Here is a 17,866-nt window from a genome sequence, read left to right as displayed (position 1 = left end):
CTAAACCAACACCTCTTTACTCTAAAACCCTTTTTAGGAATCCCCAGTGACTAACAACGAAATCTTGCGTCGTATTCAACACGCACTAAACCTTAAAAATGCACAAATCATCAAAGCTATCGAACAAGCTGATGTGACTGTTGCTCATGACCAAGTGATTAACTGGCTAAAAGATGACAACGACAAGTCATGCTCTAAGATGAAAGATAAAGAGTTAGCGGTATTCCTAAATGGTTTCATCAACCTTAAGCGTGGCAAAAAAGAAGGCGAGCAACCTAAACCTGAAGTTGCACTGACGAACAACATGATCTTCATGAAGCTTCGTATCGCATTGAACATGAAAGCAGAAGATGTTTTGGACGTACTAGAAGTGGTTGGCATTAGCTTGAGCAAGTACGAAATCGGCGCTTACTTCCGCAAGCCAGAAAACAAAAACTACAAAGTGTGTGAAGACCAACTACTTTGCGATTTTCTAAACGGTGTGCAATTTACCAACCGTCCAGACTCAGAAGAGTTTGCGGGTTAAGTTACTACTCCTAGATAAATTTTAAGTTGCTACACATAGATAAATTACTCGTCATAGGTAAGTAACTGACCCACTGATAATTTTCTAGTAACGACAGATAAATAAAAAGCGGCGAGATAGTTGAATTATCTCGCCGCTTTTTCGTTTTCTTTACGTCACTGACTAAACAGGAACAACAATAGTAAACCTATGCCTTAGCTGTCGTCTTCAGTGAAGTTCGTCGGCAATGTCGTTTTCATTTCATTCCAAACTTGTGCACTTGCGATACCGTAGTTACGAATCACTAATGGCAAAGTTTCGCGCTCGCCACTTTCACAGATAATGAACAACTCTTTATAAAAGTCCATCGCTAAACGTCGTGCTTCTGGGTTAGAGAAGTAGTAGCTACCGATACGGTCATAAAGTTTACGCACACCGTTAAAGATCAGGCCGTAAATCTGGTTGCCTGAGTGGAATGCCAAACGTTGGAAAAGCATGTAATCATAGAAGTTGAAAGTCTTCGCGATTAAGATCGTCTGACGTTTCGCTTCATCTTTTTCTGAATCTTCTTTTACCGCTTGTTTGATCTTGTCAGCGTATGGCGACGATTCTAGGAACTCATCCCAAGTTGGTGCCGCAAGTAGCGCTTCACAAGATTCAATCACGTTACTGATAGTACGCTCTGAAGCTTCTTTGTTTGCTTTGAATGCATAACGCATAAAGATCGGGCTGATATTAGTACGAGCAGCAAGCAGGTCTTCTACCATTTTGCTTGCGTTATCAACGTCCAACGTCATTAGCGTATCAAGGATATGAAGACCTGAGGTTTCCATAAACTGGTTAACTTTAGTTGGTTTGCCATGTTGGATTGTCAACCAACCATCACGAGCAAGACGTTGTAGTACTTCACGAAGCGTAGTACGTGTAACACCAATCAGCTCAGAAAGCTCACGCTCTGCGGGCAAGATAGAACCTGGAGGGAAACGGCCATTCCAAATACTTTCAATGATATACTTCTCTGCAAATCCTGCCGGGCTCTTCGCCTTAATGACCATCTACACTTCAATCCAATTTAATTATTCTGTTCTAATTTACTCATCATACCACTAGTTCACACCTAGCGGAAACACCCTCAAAAATTTTACTCCCCCTAAACACCGTTAGAGTTATAACTCTAAAGTTCAGCACACGTTTGCACCTCAGATTTGTAAAGCAAGCGACTCTAAACCACCATTTAAACAAACCGTTAACACAACAATTTTTCTTTAAAATCAATGGGATTGGTCATATTTTTAAAGCTATTAATTTGCAATATTAAGTTGTAATAATCATATATAAGCCGTCGTTATTCTGTAATTTTCAATCATTTCGCTGAAATATTGATTCTAGTCGGTTTTTATCACATTTTAAGTGGTATGCTTGCGCTACTTTGATCGCGTTTCTCAACAAAAAAGAGGTATTTTTAGGGCTACAGGGCTTTTCCTGTTGACTAAATGTTATCTAAGAGTAAAGTTGCGCTCAAAAATAAGCAGTGCTTGAGTTTCTAAGGAAGTGACTTGGCAAGACCACAGAACATTACATGGAATGTAGTTTTTCTAAGTCACTGTTAGTCATAGTTTTTAACAATTTCTATAGCTCGATTCTCAAAATGTTGTATTGCTTGTCTATTCATAATCAACATAAAAGAGTATTAACATGCCGATGTCTCTCGGAAACGCTTTTATCAAGAACTTCCTTGGTAAAGCTCCTGATTGGTATAAACTTGCCATCATTTCCTTTTTAATCATCAACCCGTTTGTTTTCTTCCTAGTTGACCCATTTGTTGCGGGCTGGCTATTGGTGGTTGAGTTTATTTTCACTCTAGCTATGGCTCTCAAATGCTACCCACTTCAACCGGGTGGTCTATTAGCTATTCAAGCAGTCGCCATTGGCATGACCAAACCAGAAATGGTTTATCACGAGCTGCAAGCAAACCTTCCTGTATTACTCTTGCTCGTATTCATGGTTGCTGGCATTTACTTCATGAAAGAACTGCTTTTGTTCATTTTCACGAAGATCTTGCTTGGCATCCAATCTAAAATTTTACTCTCCGTTGCCTTCTGTGTTGCTGCCGCTTTCTTATCAGCATTCCTAGATGCACTAACAGTAATCGCCGTAGTTATTAGCGTTGCGGTCGGCTTCTACTCTATCTACCACAAGGTTGCATCAGGCAAGGGCACAACGTCTTCGCACGATCATACTCATGATGAAGAGATCTCAGAGCTAACTCGTGATGACCTAGAAAACTACCGTGCTTTCCTACGTTCACTGCTAATGCACGCTGGTGTGGGTACAGCACTGGGTGGTGTAATGACCATGGTAGGAGAACCACAAAACTTGGTAATTGCTAAGCAAGCAGGTTGGGAGTTCGGTGAATTTATCATCCGTATGCTGCCAGTAACACTACCTGTTTTCTTCTGCGGTATTTTAACTTGTGTACTTGTCGAGAAATTCAAAGTGTTTGGTTACGGTGCTCAACTACCAATGAATGTTCGCCAAATCTTAGTTGAGTTTGACAACAAAGAACGTGCAAACCGCACAAAGCAAGACGTAGCAAAACTATGGGTTCAAAGTGCAATCGCAGTTTGGCTTATCGTCGGCCTTGCACTTCACGTTGCTGAAGTAGGTTTGATTGGCCTGTCTGTGATCATCTTAGCTACAGCATTTACGGGTGTTATTGAAGAACACTCTATGGGTAAAGCCTTTGAAGAAGCGCTGCCATTTACTGCACTTCTTGCCGTTTTCTTCGCTGTTGTTGCTGTGATCATCGACCAAGCTCTATTTAAGCCAGTCATCGATGCAGTACTTCACGTTGAAGATAAAGGCGCACAGCTCGCACTCTTCTATATTGCCAACGGTATTTTATCGATGGTTTCAGATAACGTGTTCGTCGGTACGGTTTACATTAACGAAGTGAAAACTGCACTGGTTGAAGGCATCATCACTCGTGATCAGTTCGACCTACTTGCTGTTGCTATCAACACTGGTACTAACCTACCTTCTGTTGCAACGCCAAACGGCCAGGCTGCATTCCTATTCCTATTAACATCAGCACTTGCTCCGTTAATTAGATTGTCTTACGGTCGCATGGTTATCATGGCGTTGCCATACACCATCGTATTGGCACTGGTTGGCCTAGCAGGCATTGTGTTCTTCGTAGAGCCAATGACAGCATGGTTCTATGATGCAGGTTGGATCATTCAACGCACTGGTGAAGTCGTTGCTCCAGTTATCTCTGGTGGTCACTAAGCTAAACACTGTGTCGCAAACCACAATAACTATAACTAACTAATCAAAAATATTAGTTGATTAGGAAACTTATCCAAGATAAAAAGCTCTGAGTAATCAGGGCTTTTTTATTTTATAGACAGGATTCAATTCGTGAACTTTTTAGCAATGATCAAAGACTTCTCTAAGGGACGTTTATCTTGGCTTTTACTGCTGGCTTTTATTGTCTTTTTTGAAGCGTGCGCTCTCTTCTTCCAACACGTGATGATGCTTGGTCCTTGCGTGATGTGTATCTATGAGCGCGTTGCTATGCTCGCTATCGGTGTTGCCGCCATGATTGGTGCGATTGCCCCGAATAACCCAATATCACGCTGGTTAGGCCTTGCTAGCTGGGGATTTGGCGCATACAAAGGTTTGATGCTTGCTTTAGAGCACGTCGATTACCAGTTCAATCCGTCCCCTTTCGCAACCTGCGACTTATTCGTAACCTTCCCTAGCTGGGCGCCTTTAAACCAATGGGCTCCGTGGATGTTTGAGGCTTACGGCGATTGCAGCAAGGTTGTGTGGCAGTTCTTCGATCTTTCTATGCCTCAGTGGCTAGTAATTATCTTTGCAGGTAACTTGGTTGCTTTCGGTATTGTGGTTATTTCTCAATTTGTGAAGTCGAAAAAGGACTTGCAGTAAGCCGTTGACACTTGGACAACAAAAAAGTCGACCACGAGGTCGACTTTTTTATTACTTAAGCTTTTGAACATATTAAGAGAGTCTGTTATTCACACAAACTAAGTTGCTCAACAAGCCGTGATTAGCTGCTTTTACCGCAGCATTGTTTAAACTTCTTGCCGCTTTCACAAGGGCAAAAGTCGTTTCGACCAATGTCTTTAAACGGGTTCACGCTCTGGGACTTATTGCCCAACATAGCTTCATCCGCTGCCATTGCCACTTCTGAGATCATCAGATCGACTTGACCCACTAAATCGGCAAGCGATGGTGGGTTAGTAAGCCCTGCAGCGATCATTTGTTGTTGAGTTTGCTCTTCATCAATCGCAAGCATCAAGGTGGTTAAGAGCGCTTGCAACATGCGCAGAGTACCATCCGCGACTGTCACGCTCTGCCACTGCTCTTCCACTGTTGGCCAAACCATCATGAAGCCTTCAGAAAAATCAGCGAACTGTTCGTTAAAGTCACCTTCAGCCAGTACGTCTGTTAATAGGTATTCATTACGCTGAATCAGGTTGTGCTGGCGATTAATCTGTTCTGTCACCGTTGTTACCAGCTCTTTACCCGCTTCAGGCGCAACGATAACCAGCCACTCTTCTGGATCGAGTGGTTTGGTCGCTAAGTTAGAGGCAAGGATTGCACCTTCCATAAACTGCGGAGTAATGTCAGTGATTGATTCTGGTAGGCTTAATAATTGATATGTCATGAAAGCTCTGGATATTGGGCATTTTCGATATTATAACGCCATCCTCCCAAAGATGTCGCTATTAAGAGACGAAACCATCATTAAGACATGCACCACACTCATAGTGACAATTCTGTAAGCACACCGTACAATCACGCCTCGAATTTTTCGGTTCATTCAGTTTTGGTAAAGCAACATGCGCGTAATACTTGGCCCTATGGAGGGCGTTCTAGACCACCTAATGCGTGAAATTCTCACAGAGATCAATGATTACGATCTCTGTGTGACAGAGTTTGTGCGCGTCGTGGATCAACTTCTTCCCCCGCATGTATTCCACCGAATTTGCCCTGAGCTACATCAAGGCTCTCAGACCATGGCTGGTGTGCCAATCCATCTCCAACTTCTAGGGCAACACCCAAATTGGATGGCCGAGAATGCTTTTCAAGCTGCTAGCTTAGGCGCGAAAGGGATCGATCTTAATTTTGGTTGCCCAGCAAAGGCGGTCAACAAAAGTAATGGTGGTGCGTCACTGCTAAAAGAGCCAGAACTCATTTATCAAGTGGTGAACGCCTGTCGAGAAGCAGTACCTGCACACATACCTGTGTCCGCAAAGATTCGATTAGGTTGGGAGCATCCTGAAGAGTGCTTTGAAATCGTCGATGCCATCGAGCAAGCCAAAGCTGACGAACTCACCGTGCATGCAAGAACCAAAGTTGGCGGCTATAAAGCCAGCGAAATCAAATGGGATTTCATCAATCAAATCAGAGAAAAAACGTCTCTGCCGTTGATTGCTAATGGGGAAATCTGGAACTATCAAGATGGTCAAGATTGCATAGAAGCAACAGGCGTCGATTCATTGATGGTCTGCCGTGGTGCTTTCAACATTCCAAACCTTGGTAACGTCGTTAAGCACAACCACCAGAAAATGCCGTGGGATAAAGTCATTGAACTTTTGCTACGCTATTCAGAGTTTCAAATTAAAGGGGACAAAGGCATGTACTACCCCAATAGAGTGAAGCAGTGGTTTGTTTATCTAAGTAAAGGCTACCCTGAAGCGAACGAACTATTTAAAGAAATTCGTACTTTCAAAAAGGCGCCACCGATTGTAGAACGCCTTCAGCGTTATCAAGAAGAACGCCGCCAACCTGTTTAAGATTGTGTTTAGGGTTACCAACGCTACAAACGTGTTTACCGGTACAAATAAGCTTCGCTTGGTAGACACGTTTGCTCTTCCCTCTTTCATTTCATTTTCATACAAAGCATTGATTCAATAACGTAGCTAGAATTCAAGACGGTCTTTACCCGTCGTCTTGGCCACGTACAGCTTTTCATCGGCGTACTTAAATATCTCATCGAAGTTAAGTTTACTTTGCTCAGTTTCAACAATGCAGACACCGCCAGACACCGTAAATCCATTTGGAATAATGTCGGCTGAAGTGGAACAAATCGCATTCTTCACTCGCTCTAATGTTCTCATCAAAGTTTCACGATCTTCGCCTTTCATATAAACGACAAACTCTTCACCGCCAAACCGTGCTGCAACGTCACTGCTTCGAATACTGTTGCTGATCTGACGCGACATATAACGAATCACATCATCCCCCTTATCGTGGCCGTAGGTGTCGTTAATTGACTTAAAATCATCAATATCGAAGACGGTTAATGCAAACAGTTGATCGTGCTCTACACTGCGCCAGAACGCTTCTAAGCCACGACGATTCAATAACCCTGTCATAGGGTCTTTGGCTGCGAGATCTTTGAAGTAACCACGTTCAATATTGGAATTGACGTAGAAGAAGATGGTTACTGAGAACAGATACACAATGATGGCAACAATAAGGCTGTCTTTCTCGTAGACGAAAAAGTGCTCAACCTCTTTCGCGATGTCTAATTTGTAATACATCGCATGGTGAGACGAGACACCATCCAGTTTGATCTCGTGATAAAAAGCAGCAGAATCTACCGGAGTCGCTAAAGTGGTATCAATGATATCGATCCGACCTGCAAGATGCTCATTCGAGTTTGCGAGCAGTTTGTCAGCATTAATATCCACCGACAGCATCCCTTGGTGAACGCCTTTATGGAATACAGGGATCGTCATACTGATTATACGGTCAAGGGAATCAAAACGATAACCAGGGCCTGAAAGGGTGAGTTGGTCAGGGTTGTTGGCAGTTTTCTGCCAATAAGGACGACTCTTTATGGTCGAGAGTAACTCTTTGCTCAGCCCTTTGGCAAAACCTTCAGGTGAAGAGATCACATAGCCGCTCGTATCAATAAAGTGCACGCCGGCATGGTATTCATCAAGCTGGGATAAAAATGAAAGAATAGGAGCTAACGCTATTTTTTCTGACGCGCTCTTATAACTATCACTGCTTTCAGAACAAAGAGACTCTTGACCGATTAGCATATAGTCGATATCGACAGAGGGAATGTCTGAGGTTTTACCGTCGGCAAGTAGCAATACATCAATAGGCCAAATTTGGCAAAGACCATCCACAACTTGTTTGTTGTGCTCAAGAAAGAGAGGGCTTCCTGATTTGTAGTAGTTGGAGAAGCTATAGTCTAAGGCTGTCACCACCTTTGTGGTTCGTTTGAACACCTCTTCAATACGCTGGAATTCACTGCCAATGTCTTTCTTCACCAAATCAAAATGATTCTTTCCTATTAGGCCAAGTAACATCGCGGCGATCACAGCGGGAAACCCGAAAACAAAGGTTAGGCTAAAGTGCCTATTTACTTTCATATAATGTGCTCTTAGCGTTCAGCTATTTTCATTTTCCTCATTAATATTATTACATTAATCGGCAATTCGCTCGACGTAAAATAATGTAAATTGATATTAACGACACACCTAACGGTCAAATAACCGCTTACAAATGAATAAAATAGAGAAGCGCCAACATATAGAGCAGGTGAGTTTGTTATCTGAGCCCATTTCAATGCTGTTAATAATATGACTTATGGCCTATTAGCTCACCTAACACCAAACTCAATTCACCGGCTAATGACCGCACGCTCAATCACAGATTGAGGCACTGTCACGCCAAGCTCACGAGCAGCATCTAGGTTGACCACCAGCTGAGAGCTCTGCGCAGTTTTGACACTCAACTTCCCGGGCTTCTGTCCTTCCAGAATGGCTGCGACATAATCCGCGGTCTGAACCCCAACATCATAATAATCTAGACCTAAACCAGCAATCGCTCCCTTTCCGACATAAGATGTGGCGCCTGCGACGACTGGCGTATCTGCATGGTTAGCCGCTTTGATAAGACCCTCCATGCCGCTTGCAACCGTATTATCGGTCAAGGCATAGATAACATCGGACTTCTTAGCAATGGATTCTGCTTTTGCTTCGACATCGTCAACAGTCAGCGCTTTTTCGGTGTGAAGTGTATAACCGAAATCTCGAGTTGCCTTTCTCAATAACCCAACTAACGCAACGGCATTTGCTTCTGCTGGGTTGTAAACTACACCGATTGAATTAGCTTCAGGGAGCAGTTCTTTGATTAATGACACATGCTGAGTGATCGGAGATAAGTCAGAAAGCCCCGTGACATTACGCCCCGGCTTTTCTAATTGTTTAACGAGCCTAGCGCCGATAGGATCCGTAACCGCGGTAAACACGATAGGAATCGAGCGAGTCGCCGACACTAAGGCTTGTGAAGTCGGTGTCGCGATACCAACAAGTACATGTGGATTTTCACTGACGAGCTCTCTGGCAATCTTGGCTGCCTGAGCCGGGTTACCATTCGCCATTTCATAGGAGAATTCTAAGTTCTTACCGGGTTCATAACCATTGGCTCTCAATCCTTCAAGAAGCCCTAAACGTGTCGCATTCAGATCTGGATGGTCAACAACTTGTGAAACCGACACTTTGGCAACGTTTGCCATTGCATTGCCAGTCCATAGCAACATCAAGCAACTTAAAACCGCTGCCAATACCTTTCTTACAGAACTCATTATCGCTCCCTGAATCAAGCTCTACCCGTCATTACTCGCTCAAAGAGAACAACATCAAAATCACTATTGACATTATTACCAGTAACCATTGATAACTTGAAGTGATATTTAACAAAAATACAACAAGGCTCGAGTTATGTGAGAAAGGTTATATTGACTTCGGAGGAAGGTAAGAAACCAAGTGAATAAGGACAGGTAAGCTAAACGGAAAGTAAGCGAGGTAACAAAAAGAGGAGCAAATCTGAGAACAAGCTATAGAAGATGAATAGTTGTTCTCAGACAAGAGGGAGAGCTGGGATTCTTTAGAACCAACGCTCCATTGAGGATTTATCTAACTGACGAAAGGCACGATTTAAAATGATTGCCAATTCTTTATAGCGAGGGCGCGGCTTCATAGGCTCTAACGCAAAACCCGTTTCAGTGATCTTTTCATGCAGTTCGCGGTACCACGATACTAGCGCCGGCGGAAGTTGTGTATTTGAGCGATTGCCCAACCACCACATACCTTGTAGCGGCAAGCTGATCGCAAACAAAGCCATAACCACAGCCTGTGGCATCGCTTGGTAATTATTAAAGACCATTTGTGTAAGAACACTGATAGCGGCAATCGCAGGCATCACTTTCACGCCAAAACGGGTCGCTTTAATAATGCGTTGTTCTGGGAAGATCGCGTTTAACTCTTTTCGGACGGGCCAGAGATCCATGTACTTTTGGCCATCTTTTAAACTACTAGCTAAACCAACTCTATTGCTCATATGAGTCTCCCATTAAAAAAAAGTTGAAATCATCAACTAAAAACACAAAAATTTGACGAAAAATAATATTCTTTCAAATTTTTTTGTTATATTTGCACAATATCGCTATTATTTGCAGACCTCAATCTCATTGTTGCCCTTATTTACAATTTAAGCAACTTTGAGAAGACTTCTGCAAGGAATGCACAAGCCTCTTTTTGATAAAGAGCGCTTTCACTTTATACGGAAATTAACGTTTTTTTGACCAAGGTTAGTACGCAAGCCTATGTGCTTCGACTATTCTTGAGATTAATTTTCATCCTTAACTGATTTCGATCAGAAAAATAAACAGGTAGTCATTAATGTCTAAGCTAGTTTTAGTTTTAAACTGTGGTAGTTCTTCTCTTAAATTCGCTGTTGTTGATGCAGAAACAGGTGCAGAGCACCTAACTGGTCTTGCTGAGTGTCTAGGTCTTCCAGAAGCTCGTATGAAGTGGAAACTTGATGGCAAGCATGAAGCACAACTAGGCGCGGGCGCAGCTCACGTAGAAGCACTATCTTTCATGGTAGAAACTATTCTTGCTTCTAAGCCTGAGCTTAAAGCTAACCTTGGCGCTATCGGTCACCGTATCGTACACGGTGGCGAGCAGTTCACTTCTTCTGCACTTATCACTGATGAAGTTCTTAAGGGTATTCAAGACGCTGCGACTTTCGCACCTCTTCACAACCCTGCTCACCTTATCGGTATCGAAGCGGCTCAACAGAACTTCCCTGGTCTACAAAACGTTGCTGTTTTTGACACTGCGTTCCACCAAACAATGCCTTCTGAGTCTTACCTATACGCTCTACCGTACAACCTGTACAAAGAGCACGGCATCCGTCGTTACGGCATGCACGGTACTTCTCACCTATTCATCACTCGTGAAGTTGCAGGCCTACTAAACAAGCCAGTTGAAGAAGTTAACATCATCAACTGTCACCTAGGTAACGGCGCTTCTGTATGTGCAATCAAGAACGGTAAATCTGTAGACACTTCTATGGGTCTTACTCCTCTTGAAGGTCTTGTAATGGGTACTCGTTGTGGTGACCTAGACCCTGCAATCATCTTCCACCTACACGACGCACTTGGTTACTCTGTTGAAGAAATCAACAACATGCTAACTAAAGAGTCTGGTCTTGCTGGTCTAACTGAAGTGACTTCTGACTGTCGTTTCGTTGAAGACAACTACGGTGAGAAAGAAGAAGCAACTCGTGCAATGGACGTGTTCTGTCACCGTCTAGCTAAGTACGTAGCTGGTTACACTGCGACTCTAGAAGGTCGTCTAGACGCAATCACTTTCACTGGCGGCATCGGCGAAAACTCTGGCCCAATCCGTGAAATGGTTCTAAACCGCCTAGGCATCTTCGGCATCGAAGTTGACGGTGAAGCTAACCTTAAAGCTCGTTTCGGCGGCGAAGGTACTATCACTACAGCTAACAGCCGTATCCCTGCAATGGTTATCTCTACTAACGAAGAGCTAGTAATTGCTGAAGACACTGCGAAACTAGCAGGTCTTTAATTGATTTTCCTGACTAGCTTCACTCGAAGCTAGTCAGTTTTTCATATCAAGAAAATGGGGCTCAACTTCTATTCCTACCCCAATTTTAATATCGGTGGGAATAGCAGTTGAGCTTTTTTTATTTCCAATAGTTAAAGGTGTTCGTCAATGTCCCGTACTATTATGCTTATCCCTACAAGCGCTGGTGTTGGTCTTACTAGTGTTAGCATGGGTGTTCTTCGCGCTATGGAGCGTAAAGGCGTAAGTGTTTCTTTCTACAAGCCAATCGCTCAGCCTCGTAGCGGTGGTAACCAACCAGATCTAACGTCTACTATCATCAGCGCAAACAGCGACATTAAGATTGGTGAGCCAATCGCAATGACTAAAGCTGAAGCTTTGATCGGTAGTGAAAAAATGGACGAGCTTCTTGAGTCAGTTGTTGAGCAATACAACAAGATCAACAAAGACGCAGAAGTAACGCTAATCGAAGGTCTAGTACCTACTCGTAAGCACCCATTTGCTAACCAAGTGAACGCGGAAATCGCAAAAACACTTGGCGCGGAGATCGTATTCGTTGCGACTCCTGGTACTGACAACCCTACGCAGCTTAAAGAGCGTATCGAAGTAGCATGTTCTAACTTCGGCGGTACTAAGAACAAAAACATCAAAGGCGTAATCATCAACAAGCTTAACGCTCCTGTTGATGAAGCTGGCCGTACTCGCCCTGACCTATCTGAAATCTTTGATGATGCAGACAGCGCTCAGCAAGCGAACCTTGAAGTAATGCAAATCTTCAACTCTAGCCCTATCCGTGTTCTTGGCTGCGTGCCATGGAGCATCGATCTAATCGCAACTCGTGCGGTTGATATGGCTAAGCACCTTAACGCTGAAATCGTTAACGAAGGTGAAATCTCAACTCGTCGTATTAAGAGCATCACTTTCTGTGCACGTTCTCTACCGCACATGATTGAGCACTTCAAACCAGGCTCACTGCTAGTAACTTCTGCAGACCGTCCTGACGTTATCGTTGCTGCGGCTCTTGCTGCGAAAAACGGTGTTGAGATTGGCGCAATCCTGCTTACTGGCGGTTACGACATTCCAGAAAGCATTGCTAACCTTTGTGCACCAGCATTCGCTTCAGGTCTACCGATCTTCAAGGCTCAAGGTAACACTTGGCAGACATCTCTAAACCTACAGAGCTTCAACCTAGAAGTTCCTGCAGACGATAAAGAGCGTATCGAGTTCGTTAACGATCACGTTGCAAGCCACATTGATGGCCCTTGGATTGATTCTCTATCTGAAGGTACTCAAGGCATCCGTCGTCTAAGCCCACCAGCATTCCGTTACCAGCTAACTGAATTTGCTCGTAAAGCGGCTAAGCGCATCGTTCTTCCTGAAGGTGATGAGCCACGTACAGTTAAAGCTGCGGCTATCTGTGCTGAGCGCGGTATCGCAACGTGTGTACTTCTAGGTAACCCTGAAGAAATCCGTCGCGTTGCAGCGCAGCAAGGTGTTGAGCTTGGCGCTGGCGTTGAGATCATCGATTCTGCATCAGTTCGCGAAAACTACGTAGCTCGTCTAGTAGAACTTCGTGGCGCTAAAGGTATGACTGAAGTTGTTGCTCGTGAGAAGCTAGAAGATTCAGTATTCCTAGGTACTATGATGCTTGAAGCTGGCGAAGTTGACGGCCTAGTTTCTGGTGCTGTTCACACAACGGCGAACACTATCGTTCCTCCGTTCCAGATCATCAAGACTGCTCCTGATGCTTCTATCGTATCTTCGATCTTCTTCATGCTTCTGCCTGATCAAGTTCTTGTATACGGTGACTGTGCGATCAACCCAGATCCAACAGCTGAACAGCTTGCTGAAATCGCTATCCAATCTGCAGATTCTGCTGCGGCATTCGGTATCGACCCACGCGTTGCTATGATCTCTTACTCTACTGGTGAATCTGGTAAGGGTGCAGACGTAGATAAAGTACGTGAAGCAACGAAACTTGCTCAAGAGAAGCGTCCTGATCTAGTGATCGACGGTCCTCTACAGTACGATGCAGCAATCATGGAAAACGTAGCCGCTTCTAAAGCGCCTAACTCTCCAGTTGCAGGTAAAGCGACAGTATTCGTATTCCCAGACTTAAACACGGGTAACACGACTTACAAAGCTGTACAGCGTTCAGCAGATCTAGTATCTATCGGTCCAATGCTTCAAGGTATGCGCAAGCCAGTAAATGACTTGTCTCGTGGCGCTCTAGTAGACGACATCGTTTACACAGTAGCTCTAACGGCTATCCAAGCAGACCAAGCTGCACAAGCTGAAGAAAAAGTAATTAACTAATTTTCTTTTTCAGAAAGCAAAAACCCTAGATGTTTATCTAGGGTTTTTTTACGCCTGAAGAAAAGCGGATTAATTAATGATTCTAACCACGTCCGTGAGGCGAATCTAAATCCAGATCAGGCCCTTTAGGCACCACTTGAGTCGGGTTGATACCAGTGTGGCTGTAATAGTAGTGGCGCTTGATGTGGTAGAAATCCGTAGTCTCTTTAATACCCTCTATTTGATAGAGCTCTTTTAGATAACCTTGGATATGTTTGTAATCCGCAATTCGTTGCTTGTTACACTTGAAGTGACCTACATAAACCGCATCAAATCGAACCAGAGTGGTAAACAAGCGCCAATCCGCTTCTGTAATCTCGTTACCCGCCAAATAGCGATGTTCGCTAAGGTGCGCATCTACTTTGTCTAAGGCTTCAAACAAGGCGTCATACGCTTCTTCGTAGGCTTCTTGTGTTGTCGCAAAGCCGGTTCGGTATACGCCGTTGTTGATGTTTGGGTAGATATAATCATTCCACTCATCAATCTTCTTGGACAACTCCCACGGGTAGTAATCATCGGTGTTACCCGTTAGCTCGTTAAACTCTGAGTTAAACATGCGAATGATTTCAGACGACTCGTTACTCACAATGGTGTTGGTTTTCTTATCCCATAAAACAGGAACCGTGACTCGACCTGAATAGTCCGGTTTGCCTTGGGTGTAGATTTGGTGCATGCGGGTATGGCCGAATAGAGGTTCAGGTAGCCCCATTTGCCACCCTTCACTCATCATGTCTGGGCAGACGACCGTCACGTCAATATGATCGGTTAGCTCTTTAAGTTCACGGAAGATTAAAGTTCGGTGCGCCCAAGGGCAAGCCAATGATACGTATAAGTGATAACGACCGCTTTCTGGCTGAAATTGTGCACCGGCTTTGTTCTCTATCCAGTGACGAAAGCCTGCATCTTCGCGAACAAACTTGCCACCGCTTTCTTTGGTGTCATACCAAACGTCATGCCAAACACCTTCAACTAACTTACCCATATCCAAACCTCTGTCATCCAAACTTTTCTCTAGTATAAAAAAAGCCAACTTTTTCAAAACTAGAAGAAGTTGGCTTAGTTGTTCAAATAATTTGATGAAGGTGAAGGTGCTCGAATACGTAAGCATAAAAAAAGCGCAACCTATAAAAAGTTGCGCTTAAGCCTGTCACAGGCTGAACCGTATCAAACGGGTTCTAGACTTGTACGTGCAAGCAAGATACTGCGTGTACGTCATCGCCTTGAATGGTTGGCTTGGTTTGCGCGCAGGCCTCAGTTGCTTCAGGGCAACGAGTACGGAACACACAACCTGATGGTGGGTTGATTGGCGATGGTAGATCACCTTCCAACATCTGAATCGTTTTGCTGCGCTCTAAGCGAGGGTCTGGAATTGGAACTGCAGACATCAATGCTTTGGTATATGGGTGCTTAGGATCTGAGAACAAGGCATCTGATTCACCTAGTTCAACAGCATTACCTAAGTACATCACCAATACACGGTCAGAAATGTGTTTAACAACCGACAAATCGTGCGCGATGAATACCAAAGACAAACCTAACTCTTTCTGCAGTTCCATAAGAAGGTTTACTACTTGAGCTTGGATAGAGACATCCAGAGCAGAAACCGGCTCATCACAGATGATCATCTTAGGCTTCAAGATAAGCGCACGTGCAATACCAATACGCTGACACTGACCACCAGAGAATTCATGAGGGTAACGGTTGATTACGTTGGGTAGTAGACCAACCTTTGCCATCATCTCTTTAACTCTGTCCTTCACTTCTTGTTTAGAAAGTTCAGGGAAGAAAGTCTCTAGAGGCTCAGCAATAATATCGCCTACTGACATACGTGGGTTAAGCGATGCTAGCGGGTCTTGGAAGATCATCTGAATCTCTTTACGAGTCTCACGACGCTTCACTTCCTGCATCTTAGTTAGGTCTTGACCTAACCACATCACTTGACCTTCAGTCGCTTCAACCAAGCCGATAATCGCACGGGCAAAAGTCGACTTACCACAACCAGACTCACCTACTACACCCAGAGTCTCTCCTTCGTAAAGGTGAACATCAACACCATCAACCGCTTTAAGGTTTGATGGTTTTGCCCAAGGCCAAGCAGACTTAGCTGCAATGCTAAAGTGAACTTTCAGGTCTTTAATATCTAATAGTAATTCTTTACTCATTTTGTCCAAGTCTCCCAATCTGAAAAACAAGCACGCTGACGGTCTTTAGCAAATGGCTGCAAAATCGGTGCTTCTTGCTTACAACGGTCCATTACACGGTGACAACGGTCTTGGTAAGGACAACCTGTTGGTAGACGAAGTAAGTTAGGTGGGTTACCTGGAATCGTCGGTAGAATTTCACCTTCGGTATCCAAACGAGGAATCGCTTTAAGCAGGCCTTCCGCATATGGGTGGCTTGGCTCGTAGAAGATTTCATCAACCGTGCCGTACTCCATTGTACGACCCGCGTACATCACAAGTACTTTGTCACATGAGCCAGCAACAACACCCAAGTCATGGGTGATCATGATGATTGCCGTATTGAACTCATCTTTAAGTTCGTTCAGCAATTCCATGATTTGCGCTTGAATGGTTACATCCAGTGCCGTTGTTGGTTCATCAGCGATAAGTAATTTAGGACGACACAGCAGTGCCATTGCGATCATCACACGCTGACGCATACCGCCAGAAAATTCGTGTGGGTACATGGTGATACGCTTACGTGCTTCAGGGATTTTAACCGCTTCAAGCATGCGTACTGATTCTTCAAACGCCTCTGCTTTACCCATGCCTTTGTGCAGCATAAGTACTTCCATCAACTGATCACTTACTTTCATGTAAGGGTTCAGTGACGTCATTGGATCTTGGAAGATCATTGCGATCTGTTCAGCACGAACCTTGTTCAGCGCTTTTTCAGGCAGGTTGAGGATTTCATTGCCTTCAAACTTTGCACTGCCTGAGATGATGCCGTTTTTAGCCAGCAGCCCCATCAGTGCAAATACCGTTTGTGATTTACCTGAACCCGACTCACCAACAATACCCAGCGTTTCGCCTTGGTTAAGTGAGAAGTTCAAGTCGTTTACTGCGGTTACGATACCATCTTGCGTGGTAAATTCGACGCGCAGATCTTTGACATCTAATAAGCTCATTATTGCTTCCTTAATCTTTTATAGCTTTTAATTGCTATTTCGTTATCTGTCTTTTGGATCAAGCGCGTCGCGCAGACCATCACCTACGTAGTTAAAGCAGAACAGCGTAACTACCATGAATGCCGCAGGGAATGTCAATTGCCAGATTGCAACTTCCATTGTTTGCGAACCTTCTTGAAGCAATGCGCCCCAGCTTGTCATAGGCTCTTGAACACCAAGACCAAGGAAAGATAAGAATGATTCTGTAAGGATCATGCTTGGAATAAGCAACGTAGAGTAAACCGCTACGATACCCAGTACGTTCGGTACGATGTGACGTGTAATGATCTTCCATTTGCTTACACCACATACGTGTGCAGCTTCAATGAACTCTTTACTACGTAGGCTCAACGTTTGACCACGTACAATACGCGCCATATCTAGCCAAGCAATCGCACCAATAGCAACGAAGATTAGGACGATGTTACGACCAAAGAACGTTACCAGTACGATTACTAGGAACATGAATGGCACTGCGTACAAGATCTCTAGGATACGCATCATCACTCGGTCAGTACGACCGCCGATGAAGCCTGAAGCTGCACCGTAAAGCGTACCAATCAGTACCGCTACGAAGGCACCCATCACACCAACCATCAATGAGATGCGGCCACCGACAAGAGTACGAACGTACAAATCACGACCTAAGCTATCGGTACCAAACCAGTGATCCGCATTCGGACCAACGTGCATTGCGTACCAGTCAGTATCATCATAAGTGTACTGAGCCAGCATTGGTAAGAAGATAACTGCCAGTACCATAAGCGTAAGAATGCACAGGCTCACCATCGCAGCTTTGTTTCGCATGAAACGAATGCGCGCGTCCTGCCACAAACTACGACCTTCAATCTCTAAGCTCTCAGAGAACTTTTCGATCGCTTCTAAATTTTCTTTTTTCTTCAACATAACCAT

Annotated in this window: 15 protein-coding genes; 6 read left to right on the top strand and 9 right to left on the bottom strand. The window is 44.2% G+C overall.

The window, feature by feature from the left end; all coding sequences use genetic code 11:
- Positions 1-46: 46 nt before the first annotated feature.
- Positions 47-526: a DUF1456 family protein gene (locus AB6E30_RS02050; RefSeq protein WP_010437231.1), complete on the top strand. Its 480-nt coding sequence runs from the start codon at positions 47-49 to the stop codon at positions 524-526.
- A 194-nt stretch (positions 527-720) separates the two neighbouring features.
- Here AB6E30_RS02050 and fadR read toward each other — a convergent pair whose 3' ends face one another.
- On the bottom strand, positions 721-1,560 hold the full coding sequence (gene fadR / locus AB6E30_RS02045) for a fatty acid metabolism transcriptional regulator FadR (protein WP_017062161.1): 840 nt from the start codon (positions 1,558-1,560) through the stop codon (positions 721-723).
- Between the two features lie 640 nt (positions 1,561-2,200).
- Between fadR and nhaB the strand changes: the two genes are divergently transcribed.
- Together nhaB and dsbB are read left to right on the top strand one after the other, a co-directional pair.
- A complete protein-coding gene (gene nhaB / locus AB6E30_RS02040) occupies positions 2,201-3,793 on the top strand; it encodes a Na(+)/H(+) antiporter NhaB (protein WP_372102499.1) in 1,593 nt (530 codons plus the stop codon).
- A gap of 147 nt (positions 3,794-3,940) precedes the next feature.
- Positions 3,941-4,456, top strand: coding sequence for a disulfide bond formation protein DsbB (dsbB, locus tag AB6E30_RS02035; RefSeq protein ID WP_029235613.1), 516 nt, complete (start codon positions 3,941-3,943; stop codon positions 4,454-4,456).
- Between the two features lie 121 nt (positions 4,457-4,577).
- Here dsbB and AB6E30_RS02030 read toward each other — a convergent pair whose 3' ends face one another.
- Positions 4,578-5,198 (bottom strand): YecA family protein, encoded by a 621-nt coding sequence (locus AB6E30_RS02030; protein ID WP_372102497.1) that lies wholly within the window; start codon positions 5,196-5,198, stop codon positions 4,578-4,580.
- A gap of 175 nt (positions 5,199-5,373) precedes the next feature.
- Between AB6E30_RS02030 and dusC the strand changes: the two genes are divergently transcribed.
- Positions 5,374-6,330, top strand: coding sequence for a tRNA dihydrouridine(16) synthase DusC (gene dusC / locus AB6E30_RS02025; protein ID WP_017069187.1), 957 nt, complete (start codon positions 5,374-5,376; stop codon positions 6,328-6,330).
- 126 nt (positions 6,331-6,456) lie between these two features.
- Here dusC and AB6E30_RS02020 read toward each other — a convergent pair whose 3' ends face one another.
- The 3 genes from AB6E30_RS02020 to yfbV form a co-directional block, all read right to left on the bottom strand.
- On the bottom strand, positions 6,457-7,923 hold the full coding sequence (locus tag AB6E30_RS02020) for a GGDEF domain-containing protein (RefSeq protein WP_372102495.1): 1,467 nt from the start codon (positions 7,921-7,923) through the stop codon (positions 6,457-6,459).
- Between the two features lie 251 nt (positions 7,924-8,174).
- On the bottom strand, positions 8,175-9,140 hold the full coding sequence (locus AB6E30_RS02015; protein ID WP_017062167.1) for an ABC transporter substrate-binding protein: 966 nt from the start codon (positions 9,138-9,140) through the stop codon (positions 8,175-8,177).
- Positions 9,141-9,442: 302 nt separating this feature from the next.
- A complete protein-coding gene (gene yfbV, locus AB6E30_RS02010) occupies positions 9,443-9,895 on the bottom strand; it encodes a terminus macrodomain insulation protein YfbV (protein WP_017062168.1) in 453 nt (150 codons plus the stop codon).
- A 341-nt stretch (positions 9,896-10,236) separates the two neighbouring features.
- Here yfbV and AB6E30_RS02005 point away from each other — a divergent pair, with 341 nt between their 5' ends.
- Both AB6E30_RS02005 and pta read left to right on the top strand, forming a co-directional pair.
- Positions 10,237-11,433, top strand: coding sequence for an acetate kinase (locus AB6E30_RS02005; protein ID WP_017062169.1), 1,197 nt, complete (start codon positions 10,237-10,239; stop codon positions 11,431-11,433).
- 147 nt (positions 11,434-11,580) lie between these two features.
- Positions 11,581-13,746 carry a phosphate acetyltransferase gene (gene pta / locus AB6E30_RS02000; RefSeq protein WP_017069189.1) on the top strand — a complete coding sequence of 722 codons (2,166 nt, stop codon included), beginning with the start codon at positions 11,581-11,583 and terminating at the stop codon, positions 13,744-13,746.
- An 82-nt stretch (positions 13,747-13,828) separates the two neighbouring features.
- On the opposite strand, the gene AB6E30_RS01995 is transcribed toward pta, so the two are convergent.
- The 4 genes from AB6E30_RS01995 to oppC form a co-directional block, all read right to left on the bottom strand.
- A complete protein-coding gene (locus tag AB6E30_RS01995) occupies positions 13,829-14,767 on the bottom strand; it encodes a glutathione S-transferase family protein (RefSeq protein WP_372102493.1) in 939 nt (312 codons plus the stop codon).
- A 193-nt stretch (positions 14,768-14,960) separates the two neighbouring features.
- On the bottom strand, positions 14,961-15,947 hold the full coding sequence (gene oppF / locus AB6E30_RS01990) for a murein tripeptide/oligopeptide ABC transporter ATP binding protein OppF (protein ID WP_372102491.1): 987 nt from the start codon (positions 15,945-15,947) through the stop codon (positions 14,961-14,963).
- Positions 15,944-16,915 carry an ABC transporter ATP-binding protein gene (locus tag AB6E30_RS01985; RefSeq protein WP_012603544.1) on the bottom strand — a complete coding sequence of 324 codons (972 nt, stop codon included), beginning with the start codon at positions 16,913-16,915 and terminating at the stop codon, positions 15,944-15,946. Before AB6E30_RS01985 ends, oppF begins: the two co-directional genes overlap by 4 nt.
- A 42-nt stretch (positions 16,916-16,957) precedes the next feature.
- Positions 16,958-17,860 carry an oligopeptide ABC transporter permease OppC gene (gene oppC, locus AB6E30_RS01980; RefSeq protein WP_012603543.1) on the bottom strand — a complete coding sequence of 301 codons (903 nt, stop codon included), beginning with the start codon at positions 17,858-17,860 and terminating at the stop codon, positions 16,958-16,960.
- Positions 17,861-17,866 lie beyond the last annotated feature (6 nt).

The sequence above is a fragment of the Vibrio sp. 10N.247.311.12 genome (assembly GCF_041467515.1).
Classification (GTDB): Bacteria; Pseudomonadota; Gammaproteobacteria; order Enterobacterales; family Vibrionaceae; genus Vibrio; species Vibrio crassostreae_C.
Note: the sequence above shows the minus strand (reverse complement) of the source record. Positions and strands in the feature narration are given on the sequence as shown.